Annotated in this window: 22 protein-coding genes; 14 read left to right on the forward strand and 8 right to left on the reverse strand. The window is 70.4% G+C overall.

Annotation, left to right across the window (positions count from 1 at the left end; genetic code table 11):
* Positions 1–11 precede the first annotated feature (11 nt).
* On the reverse strand, positions 12–1,793 hold the full coding sequence (gene aspS, locus FHR90_RS08205) for an aspartate--tRNA ligase (protein ID WP_176622965.1): 1,782 nt from the start codon (positions 1,791–1,793) through the stop codon (positions 12–14).
* Positions 1,794–1,894: 101 nt separating this feature from the next.
* Between aspS and rnd the strand changes: the two genes are divergently transcribed.
* Both rnd and FHR90_RS08215 read left to right on the forward strand, forming a co-directional pair.
* Entirely contained in the window at positions 1,895–3,082 is a 1,188-nt protein-coding gene (gene rnd / locus FHR90_RS08210) for a ribonuclease D (RefSeq protein ID WP_183275027.1), read from the forward strand.
* Positions 3,083–3,217: 135 nt separating this feature from the next.
* Positions 3,218–3,793: a GcrA family cell cycle regulator gene (locus FHR90_RS08215; RefSeq protein ID WP_183275028.1), complete on the forward strand. Its 576-nt coding sequence runs from the start codon at positions 3,218–3,220 to the stop codon at positions 3,791–3,793.
* A gap of 233 nt (positions 3,794–4,026) precedes the next feature.
* Here the strand turns inward: FHR90_RS08215 and FHR90_RS08220 are convergent, their stop codons facing one another.
* Positions 4,027–4,566 (reverse strand): bactofilin family protein, encoded by a 540-nt coding sequence (locus tag FHR90_RS08220; protein ID WP_183275029.1) that lies wholly within the window; start codon positions 4,564–4,566, stop codon positions 4,027–4,029.
* 483 nt (positions 4,567–5,049) lie between these two features.
* Between FHR90_RS08220 and FHR90_RS08225 the strand changes: the two genes are divergently transcribed.
* The 4 genes from FHR90_RS08225 (at position 5,050) to FHR90_RS08240 (ending at position 10,121) form a co-directional block, all read left to right on the forward strand.
* On the forward strand, positions 5,050–6,111 hold the full coding sequence (locus FHR90_RS08225; RefSeq protein WP_183275030.1) for an adenosine kinase: 1,062 nt from the start codon (positions 5,050–5,052) through the stop codon (positions 6,109–6,111).
* A 268-nt stretch (positions 6,112–6,379) separates the two neighbouring features.
* On the forward strand, positions 6,380–8,209 hold the full coding sequence (gene typA / locus FHR90_RS08230) for a translational GTPase TypA (RefSeq protein WP_176625851.1): 1,830 nt from the start codon (positions 6,380–6,382) through the stop codon (positions 8,207–8,209).
* Positions 8,210–8,460: 251 nt separating this feature from the next.
* The gene (locus FHR90_RS08235; protein ID WP_183275031.1) at positions 8,461–8,724 is read left to right on the forward strand and encodes a hypothetical protein; all 264 of its coding nucleotides are present in this window, start codon (positions 8,461–8,463) and stop codon (positions 8,722–8,724) included.
* 98 nt (positions 8,725–8,822) lie between these two features.
* The gene (locus FHR90_RS08240) at positions 8,823–10,121 is read left to right on the forward strand and encodes an AmpG family muropeptide MFS transporter (protein WP_176625561.1); all 1,299 of its coding nucleotides are present in this window, start codon (positions 8,823–8,825) and stop codon (positions 10,119–10,121) included.
* Here FHR90_RS08240 and FHR90_RS08245 read toward each other — a convergent pair.
* On the reverse strand, positions 10,108–10,308 hold the full coding sequence (locus tag FHR90_RS08245; protein WP_176625559.1) for a hypothetical protein: 201 nt from the start codon (positions 10,306–10,308) through the stop codon (positions 10,108–10,110). The two genes, FHR90_RS08240 and FHR90_RS08245, sit on opposite strands and share 14 nt — an antisense overlap.
* 181 nt (positions 10,309–10,489) lie before the next feature.
* On the reverse strand, positions 10,490–11,380 hold the full coding sequence (locus FHR90_RS08250; RefSeq protein ID WP_176625557.1) for an SDR family oxidoreductase: 891 nt from the start codon (positions 11,378–11,380) through the stop codon (positions 10,490–10,492).
* A 126-nt stretch (positions 11,381–11,506) separates the two neighbouring features.
* On the opposite strand from FHR90_RS08250, the gene FHR90_RS08255 reads away from it, so the two are divergent.
* Complete coding sequence (locus FHR90_RS08255; protein WP_183275102.1) at positions 11,507–12,331, forward strand: helix-turn-helix transcriptional regulator; 825 nt, start codon at positions 11,507–11,509, stop codon at positions 12,329–12,331.
* Here the strand turns inward: FHR90_RS08255 and FHR90_RS08260 are convergent.
* From FHR90_RS08260 to FHR90_RS08275, 4 genes are all read right to left on the reverse strand, one after another.
* Positions 12,314–13,210 carry a fructose bisphosphate aldolase gene (locus FHR90_RS08260; protein ID WP_176624536.1) on the reverse strand — a complete coding sequence of 299 codons (897 nt, stop codon included), beginning with the start codon at positions 13,208–13,210 and terminating at the stop codon, positions 12,314–12,316. The two genes, FHR90_RS08255 and FHR90_RS08260, sit on opposite strands and share 18 nt — an antisense overlap.
* A 116-nt stretch (positions 13,211–13,326) precedes the next feature.
* Positions 13,327–14,604 carry a D-amino acid dehydrogenase gene (locus FHR90_RS08265; RefSeq protein ID WP_176624534.1) on the reverse strand — a complete coding sequence of 426 codons (1,278 nt, stop codon included), beginning with the start codon at positions 14,602–14,604 and terminating at the stop codon, positions 13,327–13,329.
* Positions 14,595–15,803 carry an alanine racemase gene (gene alr / locus FHR90_RS08270; protein ID WP_176624533.1) on the reverse strand — a complete coding sequence of 403 codons (1,209 nt, stop codon included), beginning with the start codon at positions 15,801–15,803 and terminating at the stop codon, positions 14,595–14,597. Before alr ends, FHR90_RS08265 begins: the two co-directional genes overlap by 10 nt.
* Positions 15,804–15,811: 8 nt before the next feature.
* Entirely contained in the window at positions 15,812–16,897 is a 1,086-nt protein-coding gene (locus FHR90_RS08275; RefSeq protein WP_183275032.1) for an NAD(P)/FAD-dependent oxidoreductase, read from the reverse strand.
* A 110-nt stretch (positions 16,898–17,007) separates the two neighbouring features.
* Between FHR90_RS08275 and FHR90_RS08280 the strand changes: the two genes are divergently transcribed.
* The 7 genes from FHR90_RS08280 (at position 17,008) to trxA (ending at position 26,289) form a co-directional block, all read left to right on the forward strand.
* On the forward strand, positions 17,008–17,352 hold the full coding sequence (locus FHR90_RS08280; protein WP_176626143.1) for an ArsR/SmtB family transcription factor: 345 nt from the start codon (positions 17,008–17,010) through the stop codon (positions 17,350–17,352).
* A complete protein-coding gene (locus FHR90_RS08285) occupies positions 17,349–17,831 on the forward strand; it encodes an SRPBCC domain-containing protein (protein WP_176626139.1) in 483 nt (160 codons plus the stop codon). The genes FHR90_RS08280 and FHR90_RS08285 overlap by 4 nt, the downstream gene beginning before the upstream one ends.
* 182 nt (positions 17,832–18,013) lie before the next feature.
* On the forward strand, positions 18,014–18,496 hold the full coding sequence (gene tsaE / locus FHR90_RS08290) for a tRNA (adenosine(37)-N6)-threonylcarbamoyltransferase complex ATPase subunit type 1 TsaE (protein WP_176626137.1): 483 nt from the start codon (positions 18,014–18,016) through the stop codon (positions 18,494–18,496).
* Positions 18,496–19,260 carry a nucleotidyltransferase family protein gene (locus FHR90_RS08295; protein WP_183275033.1) on the forward strand — a complete coding sequence of 255 codons (765 nt, stop codon included), beginning with the start codon at positions 18,496–18,498 and terminating at the stop codon, positions 19,258–19,260. The genes tsaE and FHR90_RS08295 overlap by 1 nt, the downstream gene beginning before the upstream one ends.
* Before the next feature lie 93 nt (positions 19,261–19,353).
* Positions 19,354–22,335, forward strand: coding sequence for a double-strand break repair protein AddB (addB, locus tag FHR90_RS08300; protein ID WP_183275034.1), 2,982 nt, complete (start codon positions 19,354–19,356; stop codon positions 22,333–22,335).
* 2 nt (positions 22,336–22,337) lie between these two features.
* Positions 22,338–25,898, forward strand: coding sequence for a double-strand break repair helicase AddA (gene addA, locus FHR90_RS08305; RefSeq protein ID WP_183275035.1), 3,561 nt, complete (start codon positions 22,338–22,340; stop codon positions 25,896–25,898).
* Between the two features lie 64 nt (positions 25,899–25,962).
* Positions 25,963–26,289, forward strand: coding sequence for a thioredoxin TrxA (gene trxA / locus FHR90_RS08310; protein WP_176625054.1), 327 nt, complete (start codon positions 25,963–25,965; stop codon positions 26,287–26,289).
* Positions 26,290–26,371: the final 82 nt, after the last annotated feature.

A 26,371-nucleotide genomic window follows, 5' to 3' on the forward strand; every position in this document is an offset into this window, starting at 1 on the left:
GCTGGCGTCGCTCAGCCCTTGACCATCTTCGGCGGCAGCTCGACGCGCAGCGACAGCTCCTTGAGCCGCTCGGGCGCCACCGGGGCGGGCGCGCCCATCATCAGGTCCTCGCCCTGCTGGTTGAGCGGAAAGAGGATCACCTCGCGGATGTTCGGCTCGTCGGCGAGCAGCATCACCATCCGGTCCACGCCCGGGGCCGAGCCGCCATGCGGCGGGGCGCCGAAGCGGAAGGCATTGAGCATGCCGCCGAACCGGGCCTCGACCTCGCTCGCCGGGTAGCCGGCGATCTCGAAGGCGCGGATCATGATGTCGGGGCGGTGGTTGCGGATCGCGCCCGAGGACAGCTCGATGCCGTTGCACACGATGTCGTACTGGAAGGCCTTGATGGTCAGCGGATCCTGCGAGTTCAGCGCCTCCAGCCCGCCCTGCGGCATCGAGAACGGATTGTGGCTGAAATCGATCAGCCCGGTCTCCTCGTTGAGCTCGTACATCGGGAAGTCGACGATCCAGCAGAAGCGGAAGGCGTCCTTCTCGATCAGGTCGAGCTCGGTGCCGATGCGGGTGCGCACGGCGCCTGCGAATTTCGCCGCCTCGTCCGGTTTGCCGGCGGCGAAGAACACCGCATCCCCCGGCTCGAGCCCGCATGCGACGCGCAGGCGTTCGGCACGATCGGCCTCGAGGTTCTTCGCGATCGGGCCCTTGGGGCCGTCGGCGGCGAACTGGATGTAGCCCAGCCCCCCGGCGCCCTCGCCGCGTGCCCAGTCGTTGAGCTTGTCGAAGAAGCCGCGCGGCCGGTCGGCCGCACCCGGGGCGGGGATCGCACGCACGATGCCGCCCGAGGCGGCGATCTTGGCGAACAGCCCGAAGCCGGAGCCGGCGAAATGCTCGGTGACGTCGACGATCTTCAGCGGGTTGCGCAGGTCGGGCTTGTCGGAGCCGTAGAGACGGAGCGCCTCGTCGTAGGGGATGCGCGGGAAGGCGCCCTCGGTCACGCGGCGGCCGCCGCCGAACTCGCTGAACACCCCGGCCATCACCGGCTCGAGGGTGGCGAACACGTCCTCCTGCGTGACGAAGCTCATCTCGAAATCGAGCTGGTAGAACTCGCCCGGGCTGCGGTCGGCGCGCGAGGCCTCGTCGCGAAAGCACGGCGCGATCTGGAAATAGCGGTCGAAGCCGGCCACCATCGCCAGCTGCTTGAACTGCTGCGGTGCCTGCGGCAGGGCGTAGAACCTGCCGGCATGGATGCGCGAGGGCACCAGGAAGTCGCGCGCGCCCTCCGGCGACGAGGCGGTCAGGATCGGGGTCTGGAACTCGGTGAAGCCCTGCTCGATCATCCGCCGGCGCAGCGAGGCGATCACCTGCGCGCGCAGCATCATGTTGCGATGCACCTTGTCGCGGCGCAGGTCGATATAGCGGTATTTCAGCCGCAGCTCGTCGGGATAGTTCTCCGCGCCCGCCACCTGCAGCGGCAGCACGTCGGCGGCCGACTGCACCGAGACCTCCTTCGCGCGCAGCTCGATCTCGCCGGTCGGCAGCTTCGCATTGACGGTCGCACCTTCGCGAAGCACCACCTCGCCGGTGACGGTGATCACGCTCTCGACGCGCAGATGCTCGACCTGCGGCAGCAGCGAGGGCGGAAACACGATCTGGGTGATGCCGAAATGGTCGCGCAGGTCGATGAACAGCAGCCCGCCATGATCGCGCTTGCTGTGCACCCAGCCCGACAGCCGGGCGACGCTGCCCGCTTCGGTGGCGCGCAGGGCGCCGCAATCATGGGTACGGTAGGCGTGCATCGGGCGGGTCCTGACGAGAATGGTCATGAATCGGAGCGGACCCGGAGGAACACGCCGCGTGCGGCTTGTGTCAAGCCACACAGGCGTTAGATGTGACCGCCATGTCCCGTTCTCCCCGTCCGCGATTCCCCGACCCCGTCCTGATCACCGACAGCCGCGCCCTCGCCGAGCTGTGCGAACGTCTTGCAGGCGAGCGCTTCGTGACGGTGGACACCGAATTCATGCGCGAGCGCACCTACTGGCCGGAGCTGTGCGTGGTGCAGCTCGCCGGCGAGCGCGAGGTCGCGGTGATCGACGCGCTCGCCGCGGGGCTCGACCTCGCCCCGCTCGCCGCCCTGTTCGACAACCCGGCCGTCACCAAGGTGTTCCACGCCGCGCGGCAGGACCTTGAGATCTTCCTGCATATCTTCGGCCGGCTGCCCAACCCGCTGTTCGACACCCAGGTCGCGGCGATGGTGGCCGGCTTCGGTGACCAGGTCGGCTATGACGGTCTGGTCGGATCGCTCACCGGCGGCCAGATCGACAAGGCCAACCGCTTCTCCGACTGGTCCGCCCGGCCGCTCACCGCGGCACAGATCGCCTATGCCGCCGCCGACGTCACGTGGCTGCGCGAGGTCTACACGCGACTGCTGGCCCGGCTCGCCGCCGACGGCCGTGCCGACTGGGTGGCCCAGGACATGGCGGCCCTCGCGCAGCCCACCACCTACCGCCCCGATCCGTTCACCCTGTGGGAGAAGCTGCGCCCGCGCACCGGCAACCGCCGCATGCTGGCGGTGCTGCGCGCGCTTGCCGCCTGGCGCGAGCTCGAGGCGCAGAAGATCGACATCCCCCGTCAGCGCCTGCTCAAGGACGAAGCCCTGCTGGAGATCGCCGCCACCCTGCCGTCGGATGCCGCCGCCCTGACGCGCGTGCGCGGCGTCGGCCGCGGCTTCGCCGAGGGGCGCCACGGCGCTGCCCTGCTGGCCGCGATGCAGGACACGCTGGCGACGCCGGAAGGCGAGTGGCCCGCCCCGGCCCGCAACAAGGACGGTCCTCGCCCGTCGCCGGCTTTGGTCGCGCTGCTCAAGGTGCTGCTGGCCGCCAATGCCGAGGCGCATGGTGTCGCACCCAAGCTGCTCGCCAACGCCGAGGACATCGACCGCCTCGCGACCGAGGACCACCCCGACATCGCCGCCCTGCACGGCTGGCGTTTCGAGCTCTACGGACGGGACGCGCTGGCGCTCAAGAGCGGCGAGCGCGCGCTGGCCGTCGATGGCCGCAAGATCGTGCTGGTGGCGCGACCCTCCTGATTCGCAAGCCCCGAATCGCGTCGACGACGCAGTTGTCCCCAGCTTCCACCCTGTTCCACCACAACCAGCCATTGTAGCTGTGATCGCCCGTGGTCTACACTTCATCTAGTGGCCAGACCGAGGGAGGAATACCAGATGGAGTGGACCGAGGAGACGATCCAGCGACTTCGCGCCCTCTGGCAGGAGGGCCACTCGACTGCCGAGATCGGTCGGCGGATGGGGATCAGCAAAAATGCCGTGGTCGGCAAGGCGCATCGGCTCGAGCTGCCGGCGCGACCCTCGCCGATCCGTCGCGAGTCCACGCCCCGCCCGCCGCGTCCCGCAACGCCTCGCCCCGCCGCCGTCAAGCCGGCGCCCCGTCCGGCGGTGGCGCCCGTCGCCGAGCGCCCTGCGCCGCGCCCGCAGCCCGCGTCGTCCGCGAGCAATGTCGTGACGATGCTGCGCGCTCCCGCCGCCCCGGCCGAGAATCGCGCCCCCGCCGAACCGCGCCGCGCCGACCCCTTCGACCCCGGTCCCCGCGCCGAGGAACGCGCCGAGGCGCGGGCGGAACGCTCGGTCCGCCGGCTGACCTCCTGCTGCTGGCCGCTGGGTGAGCCCGGCACCCGCAGCTTCCGCTTCTGCGGCTGCGAGACGGTGCCGGGCAAGCCTTACTGCCTCGAGCACGCCCAGCTGGCCTATGTCCGCATCAAGGACCGCCGCGAAATCGCCTGAACGGGAAAATCGGCTCTGGCGGCCATCCGACGGCGATCCGCTGCGCTTCGGTGCTCACGGCCCGTCAGGCCGCTCCGCTCCGATGCTCGCGGATCACCGACGGGCGGCGGCGCAGTGCGCCGCCTCTGACTCGCCAGAACCGATTTTCGCAGCGGTGTTCGGCGAGGCGATGATTTTTCCATAAAAAACCCGCCCGGGCGGTCCGGGCGGGTTTTTCGTGTCGGCCGCGAACGTCAGACCGGGGCGGGCGCGGGGGCTGCGGCGGGGGAGGGGGCTTCGGAGGGGGTGCGCGCGGGCTCGGCCGGCTTCGGGGCGTCGCCGGTGATCATCTCCAGGTGGCCGCTGACCTGGCCGCCATCCTCGACCTGGAGGCGGCGGCACTTGGCGGTGCCGATCAGCCGGCCGGTGGCGCGCACGATCAGATTGCCGCGCGCGGTCAGCGTACCGTCGATGGTGCCGGCCACTTCCGCATCCTCGACCTCGACCGCACCACGGAACACGCCGCCCTGCGCGACCGAGAGCTCGGCGGCGGCGATCAGGCTCGATTCGACGGTGCCCTCGACCACCAGGCGCTCGGCGTCCTGCACCGTGCCCTGCACGCTGATGCCGCGGCCCACAACGAGCGTGCGACGCTCGTTCAGCGCCGGGCGGGGGGCGGCGGCGGCGCCCGGGATCGGGCCGCCGATCGGCGTGCCCGGCTGACGCGCGGCCGGGGTGGCCGGCGCGGGCGGGGTCGCGGGCGAGGGGGCGGCGGGGAACGGGGTGCGGGTCATGACGGCTGTCTCCTTGGGCTCGGTCGGCCTGGTGTCCCCCCGGCCGGGGGGAGGCGTGGCTGCGGCGTCTTTCGGCGCCGTCGGTGTGTGGGACGCGCTGCCGGCCGGCGGCGAGGCCGGTGACGGTGACGCTGGCGGTTGGCGTTTCTTGAACAAGTGTACCCCGCTCGTACGTTCAGGCTGGTGCCAAGGACCGTGGCATCCGCCACCCGTCACCCGCCGGGATCGATCCGGACGGAAACGGGCCTCAGGCTGCGGATACCGCGATATCGGCGGCTTGCGCGGTGGCGCCTGACAACCGCCTTACACGGTCGCCATCGGCCTCACAAGCCGTCGCACCGGTCCGCCGCCGTCAATCCTGCGCCTCGGTTTGATTTCGTTATGAGCCTGCGCGATCAATTGCTTGCCGCATCGAGTTCGTGCCATGCGCGAACTGTGTCGGGCACACGACTTGCAGTGCTGCGCGCGGCTTGCCAAAGAGGCATGCATCCGACCGGAAGGCCCCGACCGTTGACCCAGACCACACCCTCATCGCCCGCGCGTTTCGATCTGCTCGGCCTAGGCAACGCCATCGTCGATGTCCTAGCGCCGGCGAGCGTGGAGACGCTGGCGGAATACGGGATGATCCCCGGCGCAATGAACCTGATCGACGCCGAGCGCGCCGAGCTTCTCTATGCCGCCCTGCGCGAGATGGCCGCCCGGCCGGGCGCGGGTCACGCCCTGGCGCAGAGCTCTGGCGGATCGGTCGCCAACAGCTGCGTGGCCGCGGCCGCGCTGGGCGCACGGGTCGCCTATCTCGGCACGGTGGCCGAGGACTCGCTGGGCGACATCTTCGCCGACGACATCGCGCGCGCCGGGGTGCATTTCCCCTCGGCGCGGCTGTCGGGCGCGGATGCGCGCGGCACGGCGCGCTGCATGATCCTGGTCGCCCCCGACGGCAGCCGAACGATGAACACCTATCTCGGCGCCTGCACGGCGTTCACCGAGGCGCAGGTCGACGAGGACATCGTCCGCGCCTCCGCCATCATCTATCTCGAGGGCTATCTGTTCGACGATCCGGCCGCCAAGGCAGCGTTCAGGAAGGCGGCAAGGATCGCGCGGCAGGCCGGACGGCGCGTGGCGCTGTCGATCTCCGATCCGTTCTGCGCCGACCGTCATCGGGCCGATTTCCGGGCGCTGCTGGCCGATGTGGATATCCTGTTCGCCAATGAGCTCGAGGCGGAAAGCCTGTTTCAGACCGATTTCGAGGGCGCGGTACGCGCTGTCGCCTCGCTGCCGGTGGCGGTGCTGACGCGCGGCCCGCTCGGCAGCGTGATCCTGTCGGCCGGGGAGCGCATCGAGATCCCCGCCCTGCCGACCGAGGTGGTCGACACCACCGGCGCCGGCGACGCCTATGCCGCCGGCTTCCTCGCCGGTCTCGCCGCCGGTCGGTCCTTGCGCGATTGCGGCCTGACCGCCGCCGCGTGCGCAGCCGAGGTGATCTCGCATTACGGCGCGCGCCCGGAACGCGATCTGCGCGCGGAGGTGGCCGCCGCTATGGCCTGAGTGCCCCGTTTCGAAGTCCGGCGCCGGCCCGCACCCCCACCCGGCCTCCCATTTCAGCAGATTGTCGTGGGTGGCCGGGTGGGGTGCAGGCTGGTGCCGGACACGCAGGCGTGCCTTCAGGCACGTTTGCAAACGGCCACTGAGTTCACTTTAAGGGTGCAAATCGCGGCCTCGCACAGTATCTACCCCCGCATTACGCCCCCCGCGTGATGCACCGCAACATGCGCAGAGGGGCCGCAAAGACCGGCTTGGGGGCCACAGAATCCGTATGGATATCCGCAACATCGCCATCATCGCGCATGTCGACCATGGCAAGACTACGCTGGTCGACCAGCTTCTGAAGCAGTCCGGCGCCTTTCGCGACCACCAGCAGGTGGCCGAGCGCGCGATGGACCGCAACGATCTCGAGCGCGAACGCGGCATCACCATCCTGGCCAAGTGCACCTCGGTGGTGTGGAAGGATGTCCGCATCAACATCATCGACACGCCGGGCCACGCCGATTTCGGCGGCGAGGTCGAGCGCATCCTCAACATGGTGGACGGCGCGATCGTGCTGGTCGATGCCGCCGAGGGCGTGCTGCCGCAGACCAAGTTCGTGGTCGGCAAGGCGCTCGCGCGCGGGCTGAAGCCGATCGTGGTGGTCAACAAGATCGATCGCCAGGACGCCCGCGCCGACGAGGTGCACACCGAGGTGTTCGACCTGTTCGCCGCCCTGGGTGCGACCGACGAGCAGCTCGACTTCCCGATGCTCTATGCCTCCGGCCGTCAGGGCTGGGCGGACGAGGAACTCGAGGGGGCCCGCAAGGATCTCTCGCCGATGTTCGATCTGGTGCTGCGCCACGTGCCCGCACCGGATCTGGACCGTGACGCGCCGTTCGCGATGGTCGCTTCCATCCTCGACTACGACAACTTCCTCGGCCGCGTGCTGACGGGGCGAGTCGAGCAGGGTCGCGCGAAGGTCAACATGCCGCTCAAGGTGCTGCGTCAGGACGGCACCCTGGTCGAGACCGGCCGGCTGACCAAGCTGATGAGCTTCCGCGGGCTGGACCGGGTGCCGGTCGACGAGGTCGAGGCGGGCGACATCATCGCCATCGCCGGCCTGACCGACGCCACCATCCCCGACACGGTCGGCTCACCCGAGATCACCGAGCCGCTCAAGGCGATCCCGGTCGATCCGCCGACCCTGACCATGACTTTCCGTCTCAATGACGGTCCGCTCGGCGGCCGCGAGGGCAAGAAGGTGACCTCGCGCCAGATCCGCGACCGCCTGTTCCGCGAGATCGAGGGCAATGTCGCGATCAAGATCACCGAGAGCCCCGAGAGCGAGGCGTTCGAGGTGGCAGGCCGCGGCGAACTCCAGCTCGGCGTGCTGATCGAGACCATGCGCCGCGAGGGGTTCGAGCTGACCATCGGGCGTCCGCGCGTGCTGACCCGCACCGACGAGGCGACCGGCGAGCGCGAGGAGCCCTATGAGGAGGTCCTGGTCGATGTCGACGAGCCGTTCTCCGGCGTCGTGGTCGAGAAGATGAGCCTGCGGAAGGGACAGATGCAGGACATGCGCCCCTCGGGCGGCGGCAAGGTGCGCCTGACCTTCTCGATCCCGTCGCGCGGCCTGATCGGCTACCACTCGGAGTTCCTGACCGACACGCGCGGCACCGGGATCATGAATCGCCTTTTCGACGGCTACAAGCCGTGGGCCGGGCCGATCGCCGGGCGCGTGAAGGGCTCGCTGATCTCGTCGGAGGACGGGGTCGCGGTGCAGTATGCGCTGTTCTCGTTGCAGGATCGCGGCGTGCTGTTCGTCGATCCGGGCGAGAAGGTCTATGTCGGCATGATCCTCGGCGAGCATTCGCGCGAGAACGATCTCGACGTGAACCCGGTCAAGGAAAAGAAGCTCACCAACATCCGCGCCGCCGGCAAGGACGAGGCACTTCTGCTCACCCCGCCGCGCCGGATGAGCCTCGAGCAGGCGATCGCCTATATCGAGGATGACGAGCTGGTCGAGGTGACGCCGACCTCCGTGCGCCTGCGCAAGCGCTATCTGGATCCGCACGAGCGCAAGAAGGCCGAGCGCCGCACCGAGAGCGAGGTCGCCTGATCGAACGGCCCGCGGGCACCCGCCCGCGGGCCGTTCGTCTTTCCGGCCGCACGGGATTTCAACTCTGTTACGAATGTAACGAAGCTGGTGCGAAACCGTCGGTCCGGAACACGGACTGACATATTTCGTCGCAATCCTGCCCGAGCTGCGCCCCATTCGGGGGCTTTAACAGGCGTCGGCCAGGTCGTGCCGAAAACCTCGTCGCCGCCTCCGACCAAAGAACCATTCGTACAGTCCCACGGAGACTTTCGATGACCATCACCACCCGTCTTTCGGCCGCCCTGCTCTCGGTCGGCATGCTCGCCGCCGCGCCGGCCTTCGCCCAGACCGCCCCGGCCGCCGAGCCCGCCGCTCCGGCCGCCACCCCCGCCCCGGCCGCGACCCCGGCGCCCGCCGCGACCCCGGAGGCCGCTGCTCCTGCCGAGAAGACCACCGGCAAGAAGAGCGCCAAGCATCATGGCGGCAAGAAGCACCACCACAAGATCGTGAAGTCGACCGGCGCGGCCCCGGAGTAATCTCCGAAAGCCTTTCCGATCGGTCTGATCCGGTCTGATGATCGCGCCCGTCCCGGACCTCCGGGGCGGGCGTTGTCGTTTCCTGCTATCGACATCCGATGATCGCACGCATCGAGTCGGACCCGGCCGACAGTGGCCGCGCCCGTCTGCCCCCGCGCCTGCTGGCCACCATGATCGGCCTTGGCTTCGCTTCCGGCCTGCCGCTGTTCCTGACCAATCGGGTGCTTCAGCAATGGCTGAGCGAAAGCGGCCTGTCGCTTGCCGCGATCGGCGCGGTGGGCGTGATCGGCCTGCCTTACGTATTGAAATTCCTGTGGGCGCCGCTGTTCGACCGCGCGCCGCCGCCGCCGTTCCGCGTTCTGGGGCGCAGGCGGGGCTGGCTGCTGCTGGCGCAACTCGGCGTCAGCCTGTCGATCGCCGCTATCGCCTGCGCCGATCCACGCCGCGACGCTGTCTGGCTGGTCGACGCAGCGGTCGCGCTCGCCTTCTTCTCGGCCAGCCAGGATATCGCCATCGATGCCTGGCGGATCGAGAGCTTCGCTCCCTCCCGGCAGACGGCCGCGCTCGGCCTGTATGTCTGGGGCTACCGGATCGCCCTGGTGCTGGCCCTGTCAGGCACGATCTGGCTGGCTGTCGCCAATCCGCTCGGTTGGCACGGCGCCTATGCGGCGATGGCGCTGCTCAGCCTGTCCGGACCGGCGCTGTGCCTGTCGCTGCCCGAGCCTCACGCCCCCGCACACGTGAACGAGCGCCTGGTCGACGCATTGCGTCGTTCGGTGGCGGTCCCGTTCGCCGATCTGCTGCGGCGGCCTGCGGCGGTCCTGGTCCTCGCCTTCGTCGCCACCTTCAACCTTGGCACGCAGTTCGCCGATACGCTGGCGATCCCGCTCTATCACCGGCTCGGCTACGGCCACGACCAGGTCGCCGCCGCCATCGGCGTGCCGAACCTGATCGCCGCCCTGGCCGGGGCGGCGCTGGCGGGCGTGCTTGTCCGCGCCCTCGGGCTGGGCCGGGCGCTGGTGGGATGCACGCTGGTGCAGATGGCGTCGCTGTGCGTGTATTTCGTCCTGCTCGGCCGGCCGCCCTCGGGCGGGCTGCTGATCGCCAAGACTGTGATCGAGGAGCTGGCGGAGTCGACCGCGCAGACTGTATTTCTGTCCTACCTGTCGCTGCTCTGCGCGCGGGAGTTTGCCGCAACCCAGTATGCGCTGCTGTCGGCGCTGTCGGCACTCGGTTGGCGGACGCTTGCCGGTTCGTCGGGGGCGATCGCGGCCGCGATTGGCATGCACGAATTCTACCTGTTCGCGCTGGCCTGCTGCCTGCCGTCGATCGCCCTGATGATGTACCTGCTGAGCCGGTTTCCCGCCGGGGTGCCGCCGCGCATCAGCGGAGGATGAACATGCCGGCGATAGCTGCGCTCGGAAGCAGCGACACTGCGAAGGTCGCGACATGCAGCGAGGCGCTGATCAGCTGCGGGGCGACCAGCGGCGTCGGCATCCGGCGGCGGATGGCGGCGAGCACGTCGCGCGGATTGAGATCGAAGCCCGGGAGGGTGGCGGCCCCATGAGTGGCGAGGGTGGTCATGTCGGTGAACTCCTGAAGGACGTTGGTCCTGCCGGGCTCTATGCAGCCACCGTGCCAGTTTTATAAAGCATTGTAATTAAATGGAAAATAACGATGCGTGGCGCGTCCGTCGGCAGGTTGTTCCTCGGAAGTGGCCAAATCGACCTCGATATGGTCGAACAGGCCACTTCCGAGAGTCGTCTCAGCCGGCCTCCAGCATCAGCTCCGCCAGGTCTTCCAGCAAACCCGCGCCGACCGGCGTCCAGCTCAGGCGTTCACGGGTGATCCTGCTCGTCGCCGGGAGGTCGAAGGTGGCGAATCGCGCCATATGGCCGAAGAACCCGTCGGTCTCCGCGGGCGTCAGCGATTTCACCGGCAGATCCAGCCGCGCCGCGAGCGTGCGCACGATGTCGGCCATCTTCACCCCGGTCTCGGCCACCGCGTGCCAGACCGCGCCCGGCGCATCGTGCTCGATTGCCAGCCGGTACAGCCGCGCGACGTCGGCGACCGCCGCCGCAGAGAAGACGTTGCGGCCCTCGCCGACCATCGCGCAGGCGCCCCGGGCGCGGAACACCTCGATCAGCGGGGTGATCAGGCCCTGCTTGCGGCGGTCATGCACTTGCGGCAGGCGCATCACCGACGCCTTGATCCCGTCCGCGGCCAAAGCGAGCGCGGTCTGTTCCGACACCCGCGGAAACGGGTGATCGGGGTCGATCCGGTCGCTCTCGGTCGCGGCCTGTCCCGGCGGGGCCATGCCGACCAGCCCGCCGGTCACCAGCAGCCGGCCGCCGGTGTCGCGCAGTACCTCCGCCATCGCCTCGATCGCGCGCCGGTCGACCGCGCAGCTCTCGGCGAAATTCGCCCAGTCGTGGATGAAGCCGAGATGGATGACCGCGTCGGCCTGTGCCGCGCCCGTACGCAGGCTGTCGAGATCGCCGAGCTCGCCGCGCTGGATGGCAGCCCCCCTGGCCCGCAGCAGGGCGGCCCCGGCCTCGGAACGGGCCAGGCCGAGCACCTGATGGCCGGCCGCCAGCAATTCGCCGACCGTCGGCAGGCCGATGAAGCCGGTGGCACCGGTGAGAAAGATACGCATGACGAACCCCGTTCTGGTGGACCGGCTTCATCTGGCGCGGGTGCGTATGCTATAAAATGGGGAACATTATCGTGGTATAATGACCCATAGGCTGGAGGCCGGGTGAGGCAGCATCCCGACGGCGGCATGTGCCTTGGCACCTATCTGCGCGAGCGCCGTGCGCGTCTCGACCCGGCCGCACTCGGGCTGGCGAAGGGCCGCCGCCGCACGCCGGGCCTGCGGCGCGAGGAGGTGGCGCAGCGCGCCCATATCAGCCCGACCTGGTACACCTGGCTCGAGCAGGGGCGGGGCGGTCCGCCGTCGGCGGAGGTGCTCGACCGCCTCGCACAGGCGCTGATGCTGACCGAGACCGAGCGTGAACACCTGTTCCTGCTCGGATTGAACCGTCGTCCGGAGGTGCTGCTGCGCGATGGCGGCGGGGTGACGCCGCGCCTGCAGCGTGTGCTCGACGCGCTCGACCCGGTGCCGGCGATCATCCGCGGCCTGAGTTGGGACGTGCTGGCGTGGAACCGGGGTGCGACGGTGATGCTGGCCGATTACGGCGCGCTTGCGGCGAGCGAACGCAACATCCTGCGCACCCTGTTCCTCGATCCCCGCGCCCGGGCGATGCAGCCGGACTGGGCGGCGGTGGCGCGGCACGTGGTCGGCGCGTTCCGCATCGATGCCGCCCGCGCCGGGGCGGAAGCGCAGATGCGGCCGCTGGTCGAGGAGCTTTGCGCGCGCAGCGAGCTGTTTCGCCAATTGTGGAAGGTCAGCGAGGTGAGCGAACCGCCTGGAGAGATCGTCAAGACGCTCCACCATCCGCTTCTGGGCACGGTCGAGTTCGAATACTCGGTCTTTGCGGTCGAGGGCCGGCCCGATCTCGCCCTGGTGGTCTATCAGCCGCTCACCGAGGCGGTGCGGACCCGCCTCGGTGCCATCGTCGGCGGGTCGTCAGACCTTGTTGACTGACGCGTCGTAGATCTCGTCGATGACCTTGCCCAGGGTCGCTTCATACTCGGCGTCCGGCATGTCCTTCTTGAGATCGCTGATCAGCGCGCGCGAGAAGGAGGCGATCATCCGATGGTTCTGCTTGAGCCTGGCGCAGGCCTCGTCGAGCGGATAGCCGCCGGACAGTGCGACGACACGCACCATGCGTGGGTCGGCGGCGATGTCGTCATACAGGTCCGGCACCTCGGGGATCGTCACCTTGAGCATGATGCGTGCCTCGGCCGGCAGCTTCTCGAGCTCCGCCTTGACCGCGTCGTGCAGGATCTGTTCGGCCGCCTTCTTGTCGGGGCTCTTGATCAGCACTTCCGGCTCCAGGATCGGCACCAGCCCGTGCTTCGCCACCTGGGCGCCGATCTCGAACTGCTGCGCGACGATCGCCTTGATGCCGCTTTCCGAGGCCAGCCGGATCACCGAGCGCTCCTTGGTGCCATACACGCCGAGCTTCGCCGCCCGCGCCAGCAGCTCGTCGAGCCCGGGCATCGGCTTCATCATCTGCACGCCGTCCGCCTCGGCCTCGAGACCCTTGTCGATCTTGACGAACGGGATCACGCCCTTGGTTTCCCACAGATAGGTGGGGGTGGGGGTGCCGTTGACGGTGCCGTCCATGGTTTTTTCGAACAGGATCGCGCCGATCACCTTGTCGCCGGAGAAGGGCTTCGCAGTCATGATGCGCACGCGCATCTCGTGCATCAGGGCGAACATCTCGTCTTCCGACGAATACGCACTCTCGGGAATGCCATAAAGCTTCAGCGCGCCGGGGGTGGAACCGCCGCTCTGGTCGAGTGCCGCGATGAACCCCCCTTTTTCTGCCGCCTGGGTCGCCATCGTTGCCGTACTCATCGAGACCAGTCCTCCGGGTTAATTTCGTTCACGAACAGTATAGGCCATCGGCGTCGGACCGCATATCGGCCTTGATACTATCAGCACCGCAGCGCCGCGCGGGTTGCACGCTTCGCTCAACGGTAACGCCCGATCGCCAGATCCTGGTATTCGATGTTGGGCCGCTGTCCCGAGATCAGGTCGGCGATCAGCCGGCCCGAGCCGCATGCCATCGTCCAGCCCAGCGTGCCGTGGCCGGTATTGAGCCAGAGATTGTGATAGCGCGTCGCCCCGACAATGGGGGTGCCGTCCGGCGTGTTGGGGCGCAGGCCGGTCCAATACTGGCCTTTCGACAGATCGCCGCCGCCGGGGAACAGTTCGGAGAAAGATTTCTCCAGCGTCTCGCGGCGGTCCGGTGACAGCCGCAGCGTCCAGCCGGTCAGCTCCGCCGTGCCTCCGATGCGGATCCGCTCGCCGAGGCGGGTGATCGCGACCTTGTAGGTCTCGTCGTTGACGGTGGAGGCGGGTGCGGAAGCGGCGTCGGTCAGCGGCAGCGTGAGCGAATAGCCCTTCACCGGATAGACCGGCACCTTGATGCCGAGCGGAGCGAGCAGCGCGGGGGTATAGGAGGCGAGTGCGACCAGATAGGCATCGCCGCGCACGATCTCGTCGCCGCTGCCCGAGTGGGTGGGGGTGGCGACGTGCACGCCCTCGATGCTGTGGCCGTCGCTGATCAGCGCGTGGATCGCGTTGTCGTAGCGGAACACCACCCCGGCCGCATGCGCCATTTCCGCGAGGTTGCGGGTGAACAGATGCGCATCCCCGGTCTGGTCGCCCGGCAGGCGCAGGCCGCCGGAGAGCAGCGACTGTGTCCGCGCCAGTGCGGGTTCGAACCGGGTGATCGCCGCTGGGGTGAGCAGTTCGTGCTCGATGCCCGATTCGCGCAGGATCGCCATGTCCTCGGCGGCGTGCTCGAGCTGTGCCTGCGTGCGGAACAGCTGGATCAGCCCTTTCTGCGCCCCGTCATAGGCGATGCCGGTTTCCTCGCGTAGCGCGTCGAGGCAGTCGCGCGAATAGTCTGCCAGGCGCAGCATGCGCGTCTTGTTGCGGGCGTAGGCGGCGGGCGTGCAATTGGCATAGAGCTGCATCATCCAGCGCAGCATCGCCGGATCGGCGCGTGCACGGATCACCAGCGGCGCGTGCCTGGCCAGCAGCCACCGGATTGCCTTGCGCGGCAGGCCGGGCGCGGCCCAGGGCGTCGAATAGCCCGGCGAGACCTGGCCGGCATTGGCGAAGCTGGTCTCGAAGCCCGGCCCGTGCTGGCGGTCGATCACCACCACCTCGTGGCCGAGCTGGGACAGATACCATGCCGAGCTTACGCCGATCACGCCGGCGCCAAGGACGATCACCCGCAAGAATTCTGCTCCTCTGCGTCGAGATAGATTCGCTGGTAACGTCGGCCGAGCCCGGTCAGCAGCTCGTAGCCGATGGTGCCGGCCGATTGCGCGACGGCATCGAGGCTGCGCTGCGGTCCGATCAGCTCCAGCGCGGTCCCCGCCGGCAGCTCCTGATGGCCGAGTGCGCTGATGTCGACGGTCAGGCAGTCCATCGACACGATGCCGACGATCGGCAGGGCGATCCCGGGCCGTTCCGGCCAGACCAGATGGCCGCGATTGGAGTTGCTGCGCAGGAACCCGTCCGCGTAGCCGATGCCCACGGTGGCGATGCGACTGGCCTGCGCGGTGCGCCACGTCGCGCCATAGCCCACCGCCGCGCCTTCCGGCACCACCCGGGTCTGGATCACCCGGCCATACAGCCGCACTACCGGCCGCATCGGGTTCGGCCACCCGGGCGTCGGATTGCCGCCATAGAGCGCGATGCCGGGCCGGCACAGCTCGTACTGCACCGCCGGGCCCAGAAAGATGCCCGAGGAATTGGCGAGACTGCGCGGCACGTCCGGCAGGATCGCCGACAGTCCCGAAAGCGCATGCTCGAACGCCGCCGCCTGCGCGGCATTGGCCGGATGCTCGGGGATTTCCGCGCAGGCGAAATGACTCATCACCAGCGTGATCCGCACGCCGTCGAGCGGGGATGTGTCGCCGTCCTGCGCGTCGAGACGCAGGCGGAGGCGCTGGAGTTCATCGGGCGACAGGCCGAGGCGCGACATGCCGCTGTCGAGCTGCAGCGCGGCCGGCAGGTCGCGGCCCCGCCTGCGGCCTTCCGCCGCCCAGGCATCGAGTTGGTCGAGGCTGTTGAGCACCGGCCGGATGCCGGCCTCCGCGCACGCGCCTTCCAGCCCGGGCATCAGGCCGTTGAGCACATAGAGTGCGGCGCCGTCGCCGATCAGGTCGACGATCTCCAGCGCCTCGCCGAGCTGTGCGACGAAGAAGCTGCGCGCCCCGCAGGCGCGCAGGGCCGGTACCACGCGCCTCGCACCGAGTCCGTAGGCATCGGCCTTCACCACCGCCGCCATCTCCGCGCCTGGCGCACGCTGCGCCAGCGTGCGCCAGTTGGCGGCGATCGCGCCGAGATCGATTTCCAGCACGCCCGACACCGCGCTGACCCGCGTCTCCTTCTCGTCGAGCAGGGCGGGGTCGGGCGCCGCGCGAGGCATGGGTGCGGTCAGGCTCCGGCCGCTTCCACGAGCGTGCCCGCCACGCCCGACGATGCGCCCCCCGGCACGCCCCCCGGAACGCCCTTGGAGGTCGAGTATTCGAAATGCAGCGCGGTGTCGGGATGCACGATCGGATGGATCGCATGCGCCGCCATCGCCCCTTCGCTGAACCCCTGGAGGATCAGTTTCAGCTTGCCCGGATAGGTCGCGACATCGCCGATCGCGAACACGCCGGCGATCGCCGTCTCGCAGGTCGCCTGTGCGACCGGGATGTGATGGCGCTCGGCGTTCAGCGGCCAGGCGGCGAGCGGGCCGAGATCGGTCGACAGCCCGAAGAACGGCAGCAGCCGGTCGGCGTCGATCTGGCGGACCTTGCCGTCGAGATCGGCGACCGAGACCGCTTCCAGCGTGCCGGAGGTGCCGTGCAGCCCGTGGAGCTGGAACGGGACCACCTTCTCGATGCGCCCCTCCGCGGCGGCGGCCTCGAGCTGGGCGAGGCTTTCGGGCGCGGCGCGGAAACGGTCGCGGCGGTGCACCAGCCAGATCCGCTCGGCGATGTCCTTGAGCGACAGCGCCCAGTCCACCGCGCTGTCGCCGCCGCCGGCGATCACGATGCGCCGGCCGCGGAAATCCTCCCGCCGGCGGACATAATACTGCACCGAGCCGGTGGCCTCGAACGCATCGAGCCCGTCCAGCGGCGGCCGGTTCGGCCCGAACGCGCCCGCGCCGGCCGCGATCACCACCGCCTTGGCGCGGATGACGTCGCCGCGGTCGGTGCCGAGGGTGAAGTCTCCGGCCTGCCCTTCGAGCCGCTCCACCCGACGGCCGAGCAGGCGCGGCACCGAGAACGGTGCGATCTGCGCCTCGAGTGCGGCCACCAGCGCGCCGCCCTCGATCGCCGGATGGGCGGGAATGTCGTAGATCGGCTTTTCGGGATAGAGCGCTGCGCACTGCCCGCCGGTCTCGCCGAGCGAATCGACGAGCACGCAGGACAGCCGCAGCATCGAGCATTCGAAGGCTGCGAACAGCCCGGCCGGCCCGGCGCCGATGATGGCCACATCGGCACCGATGCTGTGATGACCCGTTCCGCTCAAGGAGCACTCCTCGCGATGTATCGACCTGTCCTGCGCGCAGGATGCCGCAAAACGCGCCGCCCCGCGAGGCCTTGCGACGTGACGGGCGCATCGCTATAACACTGAACCACATGGTTCAGTGTTCGTCTCTCGATGCCTCGTTCGCGGCTTTGTCCGATGCGACCCGTCGGGGCGTCCTCGAGCAACTCGGTCGCGGCGATGCGTCGATCGGCGCGCTGGCCGGCCGTTTCGGTATGACGCTGACCGGCATGAGCAAGCATGTGGGCGTGCTGGAGCGGGCCGGGCTGGTGAGCACGCACAAGACCGGCAGGGTCCGCACCTGCCGGCTGGGCCCAATGCGCCTGGACCGGGAAGCGGCGTGGATCGACGCCTGCCGCCAGGTCTGGGCGGCGCGGTTCGACGCTCTCGACACGCTCGTGACAGGTCTGGCCGAACGACAGGGAGAACGACAATGACCGATATTGACCGGCCGACCACGGCCGAGCGCCTCTCGCCCACCGAGTTCGTCGTCACGCGGCGCGTCGACGCGCCCGTGCAGGCTGTCTTTGCGGCCTGGGCGCAGCCGGAGCTGTTCCGGCAATGGTGGGCACCGGCCTCGTTCGGCGGCACCATCCTGTCCTACGAGGCCGACATGCGGACCGGCGGGAGCTATCGCCTGGTGATGGCGCATCCCTCGCTGCCCGAGCCGATGGCGTTCTTCGGTCGCTATGTCGAGGTGGTCGCCGGGTCGCGCATCGTCTGGACCAACGAGGAAGCCGGCGAGCAGGGGCAGGTCACGACGGTGAGCTTCACGTCGGAGGGCGGCGCGACCCGGATCGTCGTGCATGAGCGCTACCCGTCCCCACAGGCGCTCGACGAGGCACTGGCCTCGGGCGCGACCAGCGGCTGGGGGGAGCAGTTCGCGCAGCTCGACGCCCTGATCCCGACACTCTAGAAGATGTTATGGACTTGCGGAGTCTGAGCCGAAAACCGTGCGTTTTCGAGCATCGAAGCGCAGCAAATGCGCGGTTTGCAGGCCTGAAAACGCGGGGTCATAAAACCCTCTAGATCGCCCCGTCTCCCGCGCCGCCGCGCTTGCCCGTTGCCCCCGTCGACCGGCCGGACCATCATCCGCCGATGACCGACTCCGCGACGTCCTGTGCGCTGCCGTCCGAGGTGGCGACCGCGCAACTGGGCGCGGCGATTGCCGAGGTGCTGGCACCCGGCGACTGCGTGCTGCTCGACGGCGCGCTCGGTGCGGGCAAGACCGCGCTCGTGCGTGCGATCCTGCGCGGCCTGGCCGCCGATCCCGGGCTCGACGTGCCGAGCCCGACCTTCACCCTGGTGCAGTCCTATGAGGTGCTGCATCCGCAGCACGGCCCCTTCACCGTCTCGCATTTCGACCTGTGGCGGCTGACCGGGCCGGACGGGTTGGAGGAACTCGGCTGGGACGATGCGCGTGAGGGCGTGGTGCTGGTGGAATGGCCGGAGCGGCTCGAGACCCTGCGCCCCGGACGCGCGTTGTGTATCCATATCGAACTCGGCGGCGAGGCCGAGGCGCGTGTGGTGCGGCTGTCGGGGGCGCCGATGCCGGCGATCCCGGCGATCTGGCCGCGCTGATGGCGGTCGCGATGCCGAGCCGGGCGATGCTGCTCGCCGCCGGTCTGGGTCGGCGGATGCGCCCGCTGACCGAGACGCTGCCGAAACCGCTGCTGACGCTGCAGCGCCGCTCGCTGCTCGACCGCGCGCTCGACCGGCTCGCCGCCGCCGGGGTGTCGGAGGTGGTGGTCAATGCGCACTGGCACGCCGACCAGATCGCCACCCGCCTGGCCGCGCGCGAGGCCCGCGAGCCCGGGCATCCACGCATCACGCTGCGTCGCGAGGCGTCGCTGCTGGATACGGGCGGGGCAGTGCGCGCCGCCCTCGCCGAGGGGCTGTTGCCGGCGGAGGCGCCGTTCTTCATCGTCAACGCCGACAGCGTGTGGCTCGACGGCCCGATTCCCGTCCTGCACCGGCTGGCGCAGGCGTTCGACCCGGCGCGCGAGGACAGCCTGATGCTGCTGACCCGCGGGGCGTTCGTCACCGGCAGCGCCTCGCCGCGCGGCGATTTCGCCCTCGATCCGCTCGGCATCCCGCGCCGACCGAAGGAGCGCGAGATCGTGCCCTATCTCTATGCCGGGGTGCAGATCGCCACCGCCGCCCTGGTCGCGGACATGCCTGCCGGGCCGTTCAGCCTCAATCTGGCCTGGGACCGTGCGCTGGAGGCGGGCCGGCTGCGCGGGCTGGTGCATGATTCGCTGTGGTTTCACTTCACCCGCCCGCTCGACCTGCCGGACGCGGAGAAAATGCTGCGTGACGCGGCCAATCTGGTGCCGACGACCTGAGGTAGGGACCTTCTTTTTCTGAAGAAAAAGAAGCAAAAAGACGTTTGAAAGTTCTTTGGTTCTTTCTTTCGGGAAAGAACAATCAAGGCTGGCATGCATATCGCGACCATCCCGTCGGGGGCACCTTTTCTTGATACGCTCGCCGCTGTCTGGCTGGCCGCGCCGGACGACCCGGGCGACGGGCTGATCCTGCTGCCGACGCGGCGTGCGGCGCGTGCTCTGGGCGAGGCGTTCCTGCGGGTAACGCAGGGGCGGCCGTTGCTGCTGCCGAGGATCGCGGCGATCGGCGGGCTGGATGACGAGTCGCTGGCACTGGGGTCGGGTTTCGGTGCGGATGTGCTGGCCTTGCCGCCGGCGGTCGAGCCGGTGCGCCGGTTGGCGGTGCTGTCGCGGCTGATCGATGCGCGCGAGCGGGCGGCGGGCCGGGCGCTGCCGCCGGATCTGGCCTGGCAGATGGCGGGCGAACTGGCGCGGCTGCTCGATGATGCGCAGCGCGCCGAGATCGATCTCGGGCATGCGCTGCGCGGCGCACTCGGCGAGGGGTTCGCGGCCGATTTCGCCGAGCACTGGCGGGTGACGCTGGAGTTTCTCGACATCGTCACCCGCTTCTGGCCCGACTGGCTGGCCGAACAGGGGCTGATCGACCCGGTCGAGCGGCAGATGCGCGCGCTGCGGCTACGGGCGCAGGCCTGGAGTGAGAGGCCGCCTCCGGGGCGGCTGGTCGCGGCGGGCATCTCGGTCACCAACCCGGCTTCGGCAGCACTGCTGGCGTCGGTCGCGCGCGCTCCGCAGGGCGTGGTGGTGCTGCCGGGGCTCGATCTCGACCTGACGGAGCGCGACTGGTCGGCGCTGGGCGAGACGCACCCGCAGGCCGATCTGCGGCGTCTGCTCGAAGCGCTCGGTGCGCGGCGGGAGGAGGTCGTCGCGTGGCCGGCATCGACGGTGGTCCCGCAGGGGCGGACGGCGCTGCTGCGTCAGGTGCTGCTGCCGGAGACCGGCCTGGGCGACTGGCTGGCCGATCGGGCCCCGGCCGAGCTTGCGGGAGTGTCGCGGATCGAGGCGGCGGATGCCGAGGAGGAGGCGCAGGCGATCGCGCTCGCACTGCGCGACGCGCTGGAGATCCCGGGGCGACGGGCGGCGCTGGTCACGCCCGATCGCGCGCTCGCCGCACGGGTGGTGACCGCGCTGGGACGCTGGTCCGTGCATGTCGAGGATTCGGTCGGCGAGCCACTTTCCGCCACGCCGCCGGCGGTGCTGATCCGGCTGCTGCTGGAGGCGGTGAACGAAAGCTTCGCGCCGGTGCCGCTGCTCGCCCTGCTCAAACATCCCCTGGTCACGCTCGGGCTCGGCGCGGCGTCATGTCGGGCGCTGGCGCGGCGGCTGGAACTGGCCTGCCTGCGCGGGCCGCGCCCGGCGCCGGGGCTGGCCGGGCTGCGGGCGGCGCTGGCGGCCTCGCGCCAAGGCGACGATCCTGCACTGGTCGGGCTGATCGACCGGCTCGAGCAGGCGGTTGCACCGCTGCTCGGCTGCGCGGAGGGGGAACTGGCGACGCTGCTCACCGCCGTGATCGAGGCGGCGGAGGCGCTGAGCGTATCGGACGGTGGCGGGCTGTGGTCGGGCGAGGAGGGGGCAGCACTCTCGGCCGCGCTGGCGGCGCTGATCGGCGAGAGTGAGTGGCTGCCGCCGATGCGCCGCGATTCGCTGGGGCGGTTCCTCGACACGGCCCTCGTGCCTCAGACGGTGCGCACACGGCGCGCATTGCGCGGGCGCGGCGTGGCGGCGGAGCATCCGCGGCTGTTCGTCTGGGGGTTGCTGGAAGCGCGGCTGCAGAGCGTGGACATGGTGATTCTCGCCGGGCTGGGCGAGGGGGTGTGGCCGGCGGCGACCGATCCGGGTCCGTGGCTGAGCCGGCCGATGCGCAGCAGCTTCGGGCTCGATTCGCCGGAGCGCGCGGTGGGCGCGGCGGCGGCGGATTTTGCTGCCCTCGCCTGTGCCGCGCCCGAGATCGTGCTGTCGGTGTCGCGCCGTCGCGAGGGGGCGCCTCTGGTGCCGTCGCGCTGGCTGGTGCGGCTGGATGCGTTCCTCGCCGGGCGCGGGCAGGCGGTGCCGGCGCATCCCGCGCTGGGCTGGGCGCGCGCGCTCGACCGGCCGGAGGGGGGTGTCGCGGAGCCGGTCCGGCCGCCGCAGCCCTGCCCGCCGGTGGCGCTGCGGCCACGCACGCTCTCGGTCACCGAGATCGACACGCTCAAGGCCGATCCGTATGCGATCCACGCGAAGCACATCCTGCGCCTGCGCCGCCTCGACCCGCCGCAGCAGAGTGCCGATGCGAGCGATTTCGGCCAGATCGTGCATGAGGGGCTCGCGGACATCCTTGGCGACGGGCCGCGCCTGGCCGGGCTCGTCGCCGGTGCGGCGCCCGAGGCGGCGCTGGCCGAGGCGCTCGATGCGGCGCTGGCGGCGCGGCTGGCCGGCAATCCCCGTGTCTCGGCGGCACTCGGCGCGTGGTGGCGGCCGCGTCTGCGGCGCATCGCCGGGTGGGTGGCGGGGGCGGAACGCGACTGGCGGGCGGAGCTCGGCGTGACCGACACACGCACCGAGTGCCGGGGCGAGGTCCGCTTCACGCCGGCGGACGGGCATGCGCCCTTCACCCTCAGCGGCCGCGCCGACCGGCTCGATGTCACGCGGACGGGCGGCGTCGCGCTGCTCGACTACAAGACCGGCACGGTGCCGCAGGACAAGGATGTCGCCGCCGGCTGGATGTCGCAGCTTCCGCTGGAGGCGGCGATGGCGCTGCGCGGGGCGTTCGCCGGCGTCGCCGCGACCACCGTCGAGGCGATGGCGTACTGGAAGCTGTCCGGTGGCGAGCCGGCCGGCGAGTCGAAGCCGCTGAAGGGCGATCCGGGTGCGCTTGCCGAGGCCGCCTGGGAGGGGCTGCTGCGTCTGATCGCCGAGTATGACGATCCCGCACGCGCCTATCTGTCGCATCCGCGTCCCGGCCGCGAGCCACGCTATGCCGACTACCGGCAACTCGCCCGCCACGGCGAGTGGGCGGCGACGATCGGCGAGGCGTCCTGAGCATGGAGCGCTCGTCCGCCCTCGCCGCGCAGTTCGCCGCGTCCGATCCGCTGGCCTCGGTGTTCGTGTCCGCCTCCGCCGGCTCGGGCAAGACCAAGCTGCTGATCGATCGGCTGCTGCGTCTGATGCTGCCGCGGCGCGATGCTGCGTCCGGCCGGGTGGTGGCGGGTGCCGCGCCGACGCGGATCCTGTGCCTGACCTACACCAAGGCGGCGGCGGCCGAGATGGCGATCCGGCTCAATCGCGAGCTTGGCGGCTGGGTGACGCTGGACGATGCCCGACTTGACGAGGCCCTAGGCAAGCTCGGCGCGCTGCGTGGGCCGGCCGGGCGGGCGGCGGCGCGGGCGCTGTTCGCGCAGGTGCTGGACCTGCCGGGCGGCATGCGCATCCAGACCATCCACGCCTTCTGCCAGTCGCTGCTGCGCCGCTTTCCGCTCGAGGCGGCGATCAGCCCGCATTTCCGGCTGATCGAACAGGGCGAATCGGAGCGCAGCCTGCACGAGGCGACCGATGCGGTGCTGGCGGGCGCGGTGGCCGGGATCGACGCGCTCGCGCCGCTGGCGGCGTTGCCGGGCTTCCGCGAGCTGATCGGCCTGCTGCGCTCGGCGCAGGCGCGGCTGCTGCCGGCCTTCGCCTTGCAGGGGCGCGGGGCGGAGCTGTTCGTTGCGGCCCTGGGCCGCGCGCTCGAACTGGCGGGTGGCGATCTTGCCAGCCTGCGCCTCTCCGCGGTCAGCCCGCCGGACGCGGACGGGCTGCGCGCCGCATTGATGGTGCTGTCGGAAAAGGGCGCCGAGGGAGGGCGGCGCATCGCGCTGGAGCTGCTCGACCAGCTCGCCCTGCCGCCTCAGGCGCGCGACTGGCCGGTCTGGCGCAAGGCGTGGCTGACCGAGAAGATGCAGCCGAAGAAGCCGCGTACGCTCGGCTACGAGGCGCTGGGCAGGAAGATCGACGGGCTGGCCGACACGCTGGGCATGGAGGCCGAGCGTGTCGCCTCCGCCCATGCCGCGCTGTGCGGGGCCGAGGCGGTGCGGCTGACCGGGCTGTTGCTGGCAATCGGCGAGCCGGCGCTGGCGGCGCACGGTCTCGCCAAGCAGGCGCGCGGTGCGGTCGAGTTCGACGACCTGATCGCCCGCACGCGCGACCTGCTGGAAGAACCCGGGGCGGCCTGGGTGCTGTTCAAGCTCGATGGCGGACTCGACCACGTGCTGCTCGACGAGGTGCAGGACACCTCCGACCTGCAATGGCAGATCGCCGGCGCGCTGACGGCGGATTTCTTCGCAGGCGCCGGCCAGCACGACGCGGCGTCGCCGCGAACGGTGTTCGCGGTCGGCGATTTCAAGCAGTCGATCTTCGGCTTCCAGGGGGCGGCCCCGGAGGCGTTCCGCGACTGGCGCGAGCGCTTCGAGCAGCGCGTCACCGGCGCCGGGCTGCTGTGGCGCCGGCCGGAGCTGGTGGTGTCGTTCCGCTCCACCCAGACCGTGCTCGACCTGGTCGACCGGGTGTTCGCCGATCCGGTCGCCGCCGACGGCGTCGCCGAGCCGGGCGAGCCGGTGCCGCGCCATCTTGCTTCCCGCGCCGGGGTGCCCGGCCGCATCGAGCTGTGGCCGCTGGCGCTGCCGCAGGATGAGGGTGAGCCGGAAAGCGAGGCGGACGTGGCGGACGGCCCGTGGCGGGCGCCGGGGGGCAATCTGCGCCGCATCACCCCGGTCGAGCAGCTTGCCGAGGCGCTGGCCGAGCGTATCGCCACCCGCATCGGCACGCCCGGCGCCGAGGGAAGGCCGATCACCGCCGGCGACATGCTGGTGCTGGTGCGGCGGCGTACTGCGCTGGACAGGCTGCTGCTGCGCGCGCTCAAGCGGCGTGGCGTGCCGGTGGTCAACCTGCTGCGCGCCGGGCTGCTCGACCGGCCGGCGGTGCAGGATCTGCTCGCCTTGTGCGACGTGCTGCTGCTGCCCGAGGACGATCTGTCGCTGGCCTGCGTGCTGACCAGCCCGCTCGGCGGGCTCACCGATGCGCAGATGATGGAGCTGGCGATGCACCGCCCGCCGGGGCGGACGCTGTGGGAGGAGCTGGGCCGACGGTCGGCCGAGCGCCCGGAATGGGAGGCGGCGCGGTCGTTCATCGCGCGCCTGCTCGGCCGGGTGGATTTCGACCCGCCGCAGGCGCTGCTGTCGGAGGCGCTGGCCGGGCTTGGCGGCCGGGCGCGGCTGTTGCGCCGGCTGGGACCGGAGGCGGCCGATGCGATCGACGAGCTGATGGCGGCCGCCCTCGCCTGGAGCACCACCCATCCGGTCTCGTTGCAGGGTTTCGTGCACTGGCTGCGCGAGAACGATGCCGAGACCCGCGCCGAGCCGGAAGCGGCCGGCGACGCGGTGCGGCTGATGACCGTGCACGGCTCGAAGGGGCTGCAGGCGAGCTGCGTGATCCTCGCCGACACCACCGGGCTGCCGGACAGGTCGAAGACCGGGCTGCTCTGGGCGACGCATGCGGCGGCGGATACGGGCTGGGATGCCGATGGGATCGGGCAGGCGCCGGCCGAGCTGCCGCTCTGGCTGCCCGGTGCGGCCTATGGGTTTCCCGCCGCCGACCGGCTGAAAGAGGCGGTCGCTGCCGCCGAATTGCGTGAATACAACCGGCTGCTCTACGTGGCGCTGACCCGTGCCGCCGACCAGTTGCTGGTCTGTGGCTGGCGCGGCACCGACAAGCTCGATCCGCGCTGCTGGTATGCCCGCGTCGCCTCGGCGTTCGAGGCGACGCCCGGGATCGAGCGCCGAGGGTTCGGCCTCTGGCCGGGGGAGGCACTCGCCCTGACCGATCCCGGCTGGCCGGATGTCGCCGAGGCCGCACCGCGCGCAGCGGCATCCGTGCCCGCCCCGCTGCCGGGCTGGCTGGGGCGCGCACCGCTCTGGCAGGCAGGTCCGCCGCCGGCCGAGCCGGCCTTGCCGCAGCCGCTCGCGCCCTCACGCCCCAACGATGTCGCCTTCGGCCCCGCACCGGTGGCCGAATCGCCGCTGGCGCTCGCCGGCGGGGGGGAGCGGGGGCGTGACGAGGCGCGTCGTCGTGGCACGGCCCTGCATGCGCTGCTGCAATATCTCCCCGACCTGGCCCCGGCGATGCGCCGCGACGCCGCGCGCGCCTGGCTGGCCTCGCCGGGGCTCGATCTCGCCGGTGCTGCGGAGGGAATGATCGACGAGGCGCTGGCGCTGATCGACGATCCGCGTCTCGCCGGGCTGTTCGGACCCGGTTCGCGGGCCGAGCAGGCGCTTGCCGGCCGTGTCGGCGAGCTGGTCATCGCCGGACAGGTGGACCGGCTGGCGATCACGCCGGAGCTGGTGATCGTCGCCGATTTCAAGACCGGGCGGCGGCCGCCCGAGCGGCTCGACCAGGTGCCGGTCGCCTATCTGCGCCAGATGGCCGCCTATCGCGCGCTGCTGCGGGCGATCCATCCCGGCCGGCAGGTGCTGTGCTGGCTGATCTGGACCGCGGGGCCGGAAGCGATGCTGCTCCCCGATCCGGTGCTCGACCGCCATGCGCCCGGCGCGGGGAACGCGACGCTTGATTAGCGCCGGTCGAGAGCGCATCTGATTCGGCAAACCGGGATCGCGATCCCAAGGAGTGATGACCGCCATGAGCGAAAACACCGTCGCCGTGACCGACGACACGTTCGAGACCGATGTGCTGAAGGCCGAAGGGCCGGTGCTGGTCGATTTCTGGGCCGAATGGTGCGGCCCCTGCCGGATGATCGCCCCGGCACTCGACGAGATCGGCGCCGAGTTCAAGGGCAAGCTGACCGTCGCCAAGGTCAATATCGACGACAACCCGCTCACCCCGAACAAGTATGCGGTGCGCGGCATTCCGACCATGATCCTGTTCAAGGACGGCAAGCCGGCGGCGACCAAGGTGGGTGCCGCACCCAAGAGCCAGCTCAAGGAATGGGTCAGAAGCGCGATCTGATCTTCTTTTTCTGAAGAAAAAGAAGCATAAGGACTTCTGAATTTTTCGGGCGGTTCTGGAGTGGCTGGCGCCGGGTCCGAAC

This window comes from Endobacter medicaginis, from assembly GCF_014192375.1.
GTDB lineage: Bacteria > Pseudomonadota > Alphaproteobacteria > Acetobacterales > Acetobacteraceae > Endobacter > Endobacter medicaginis.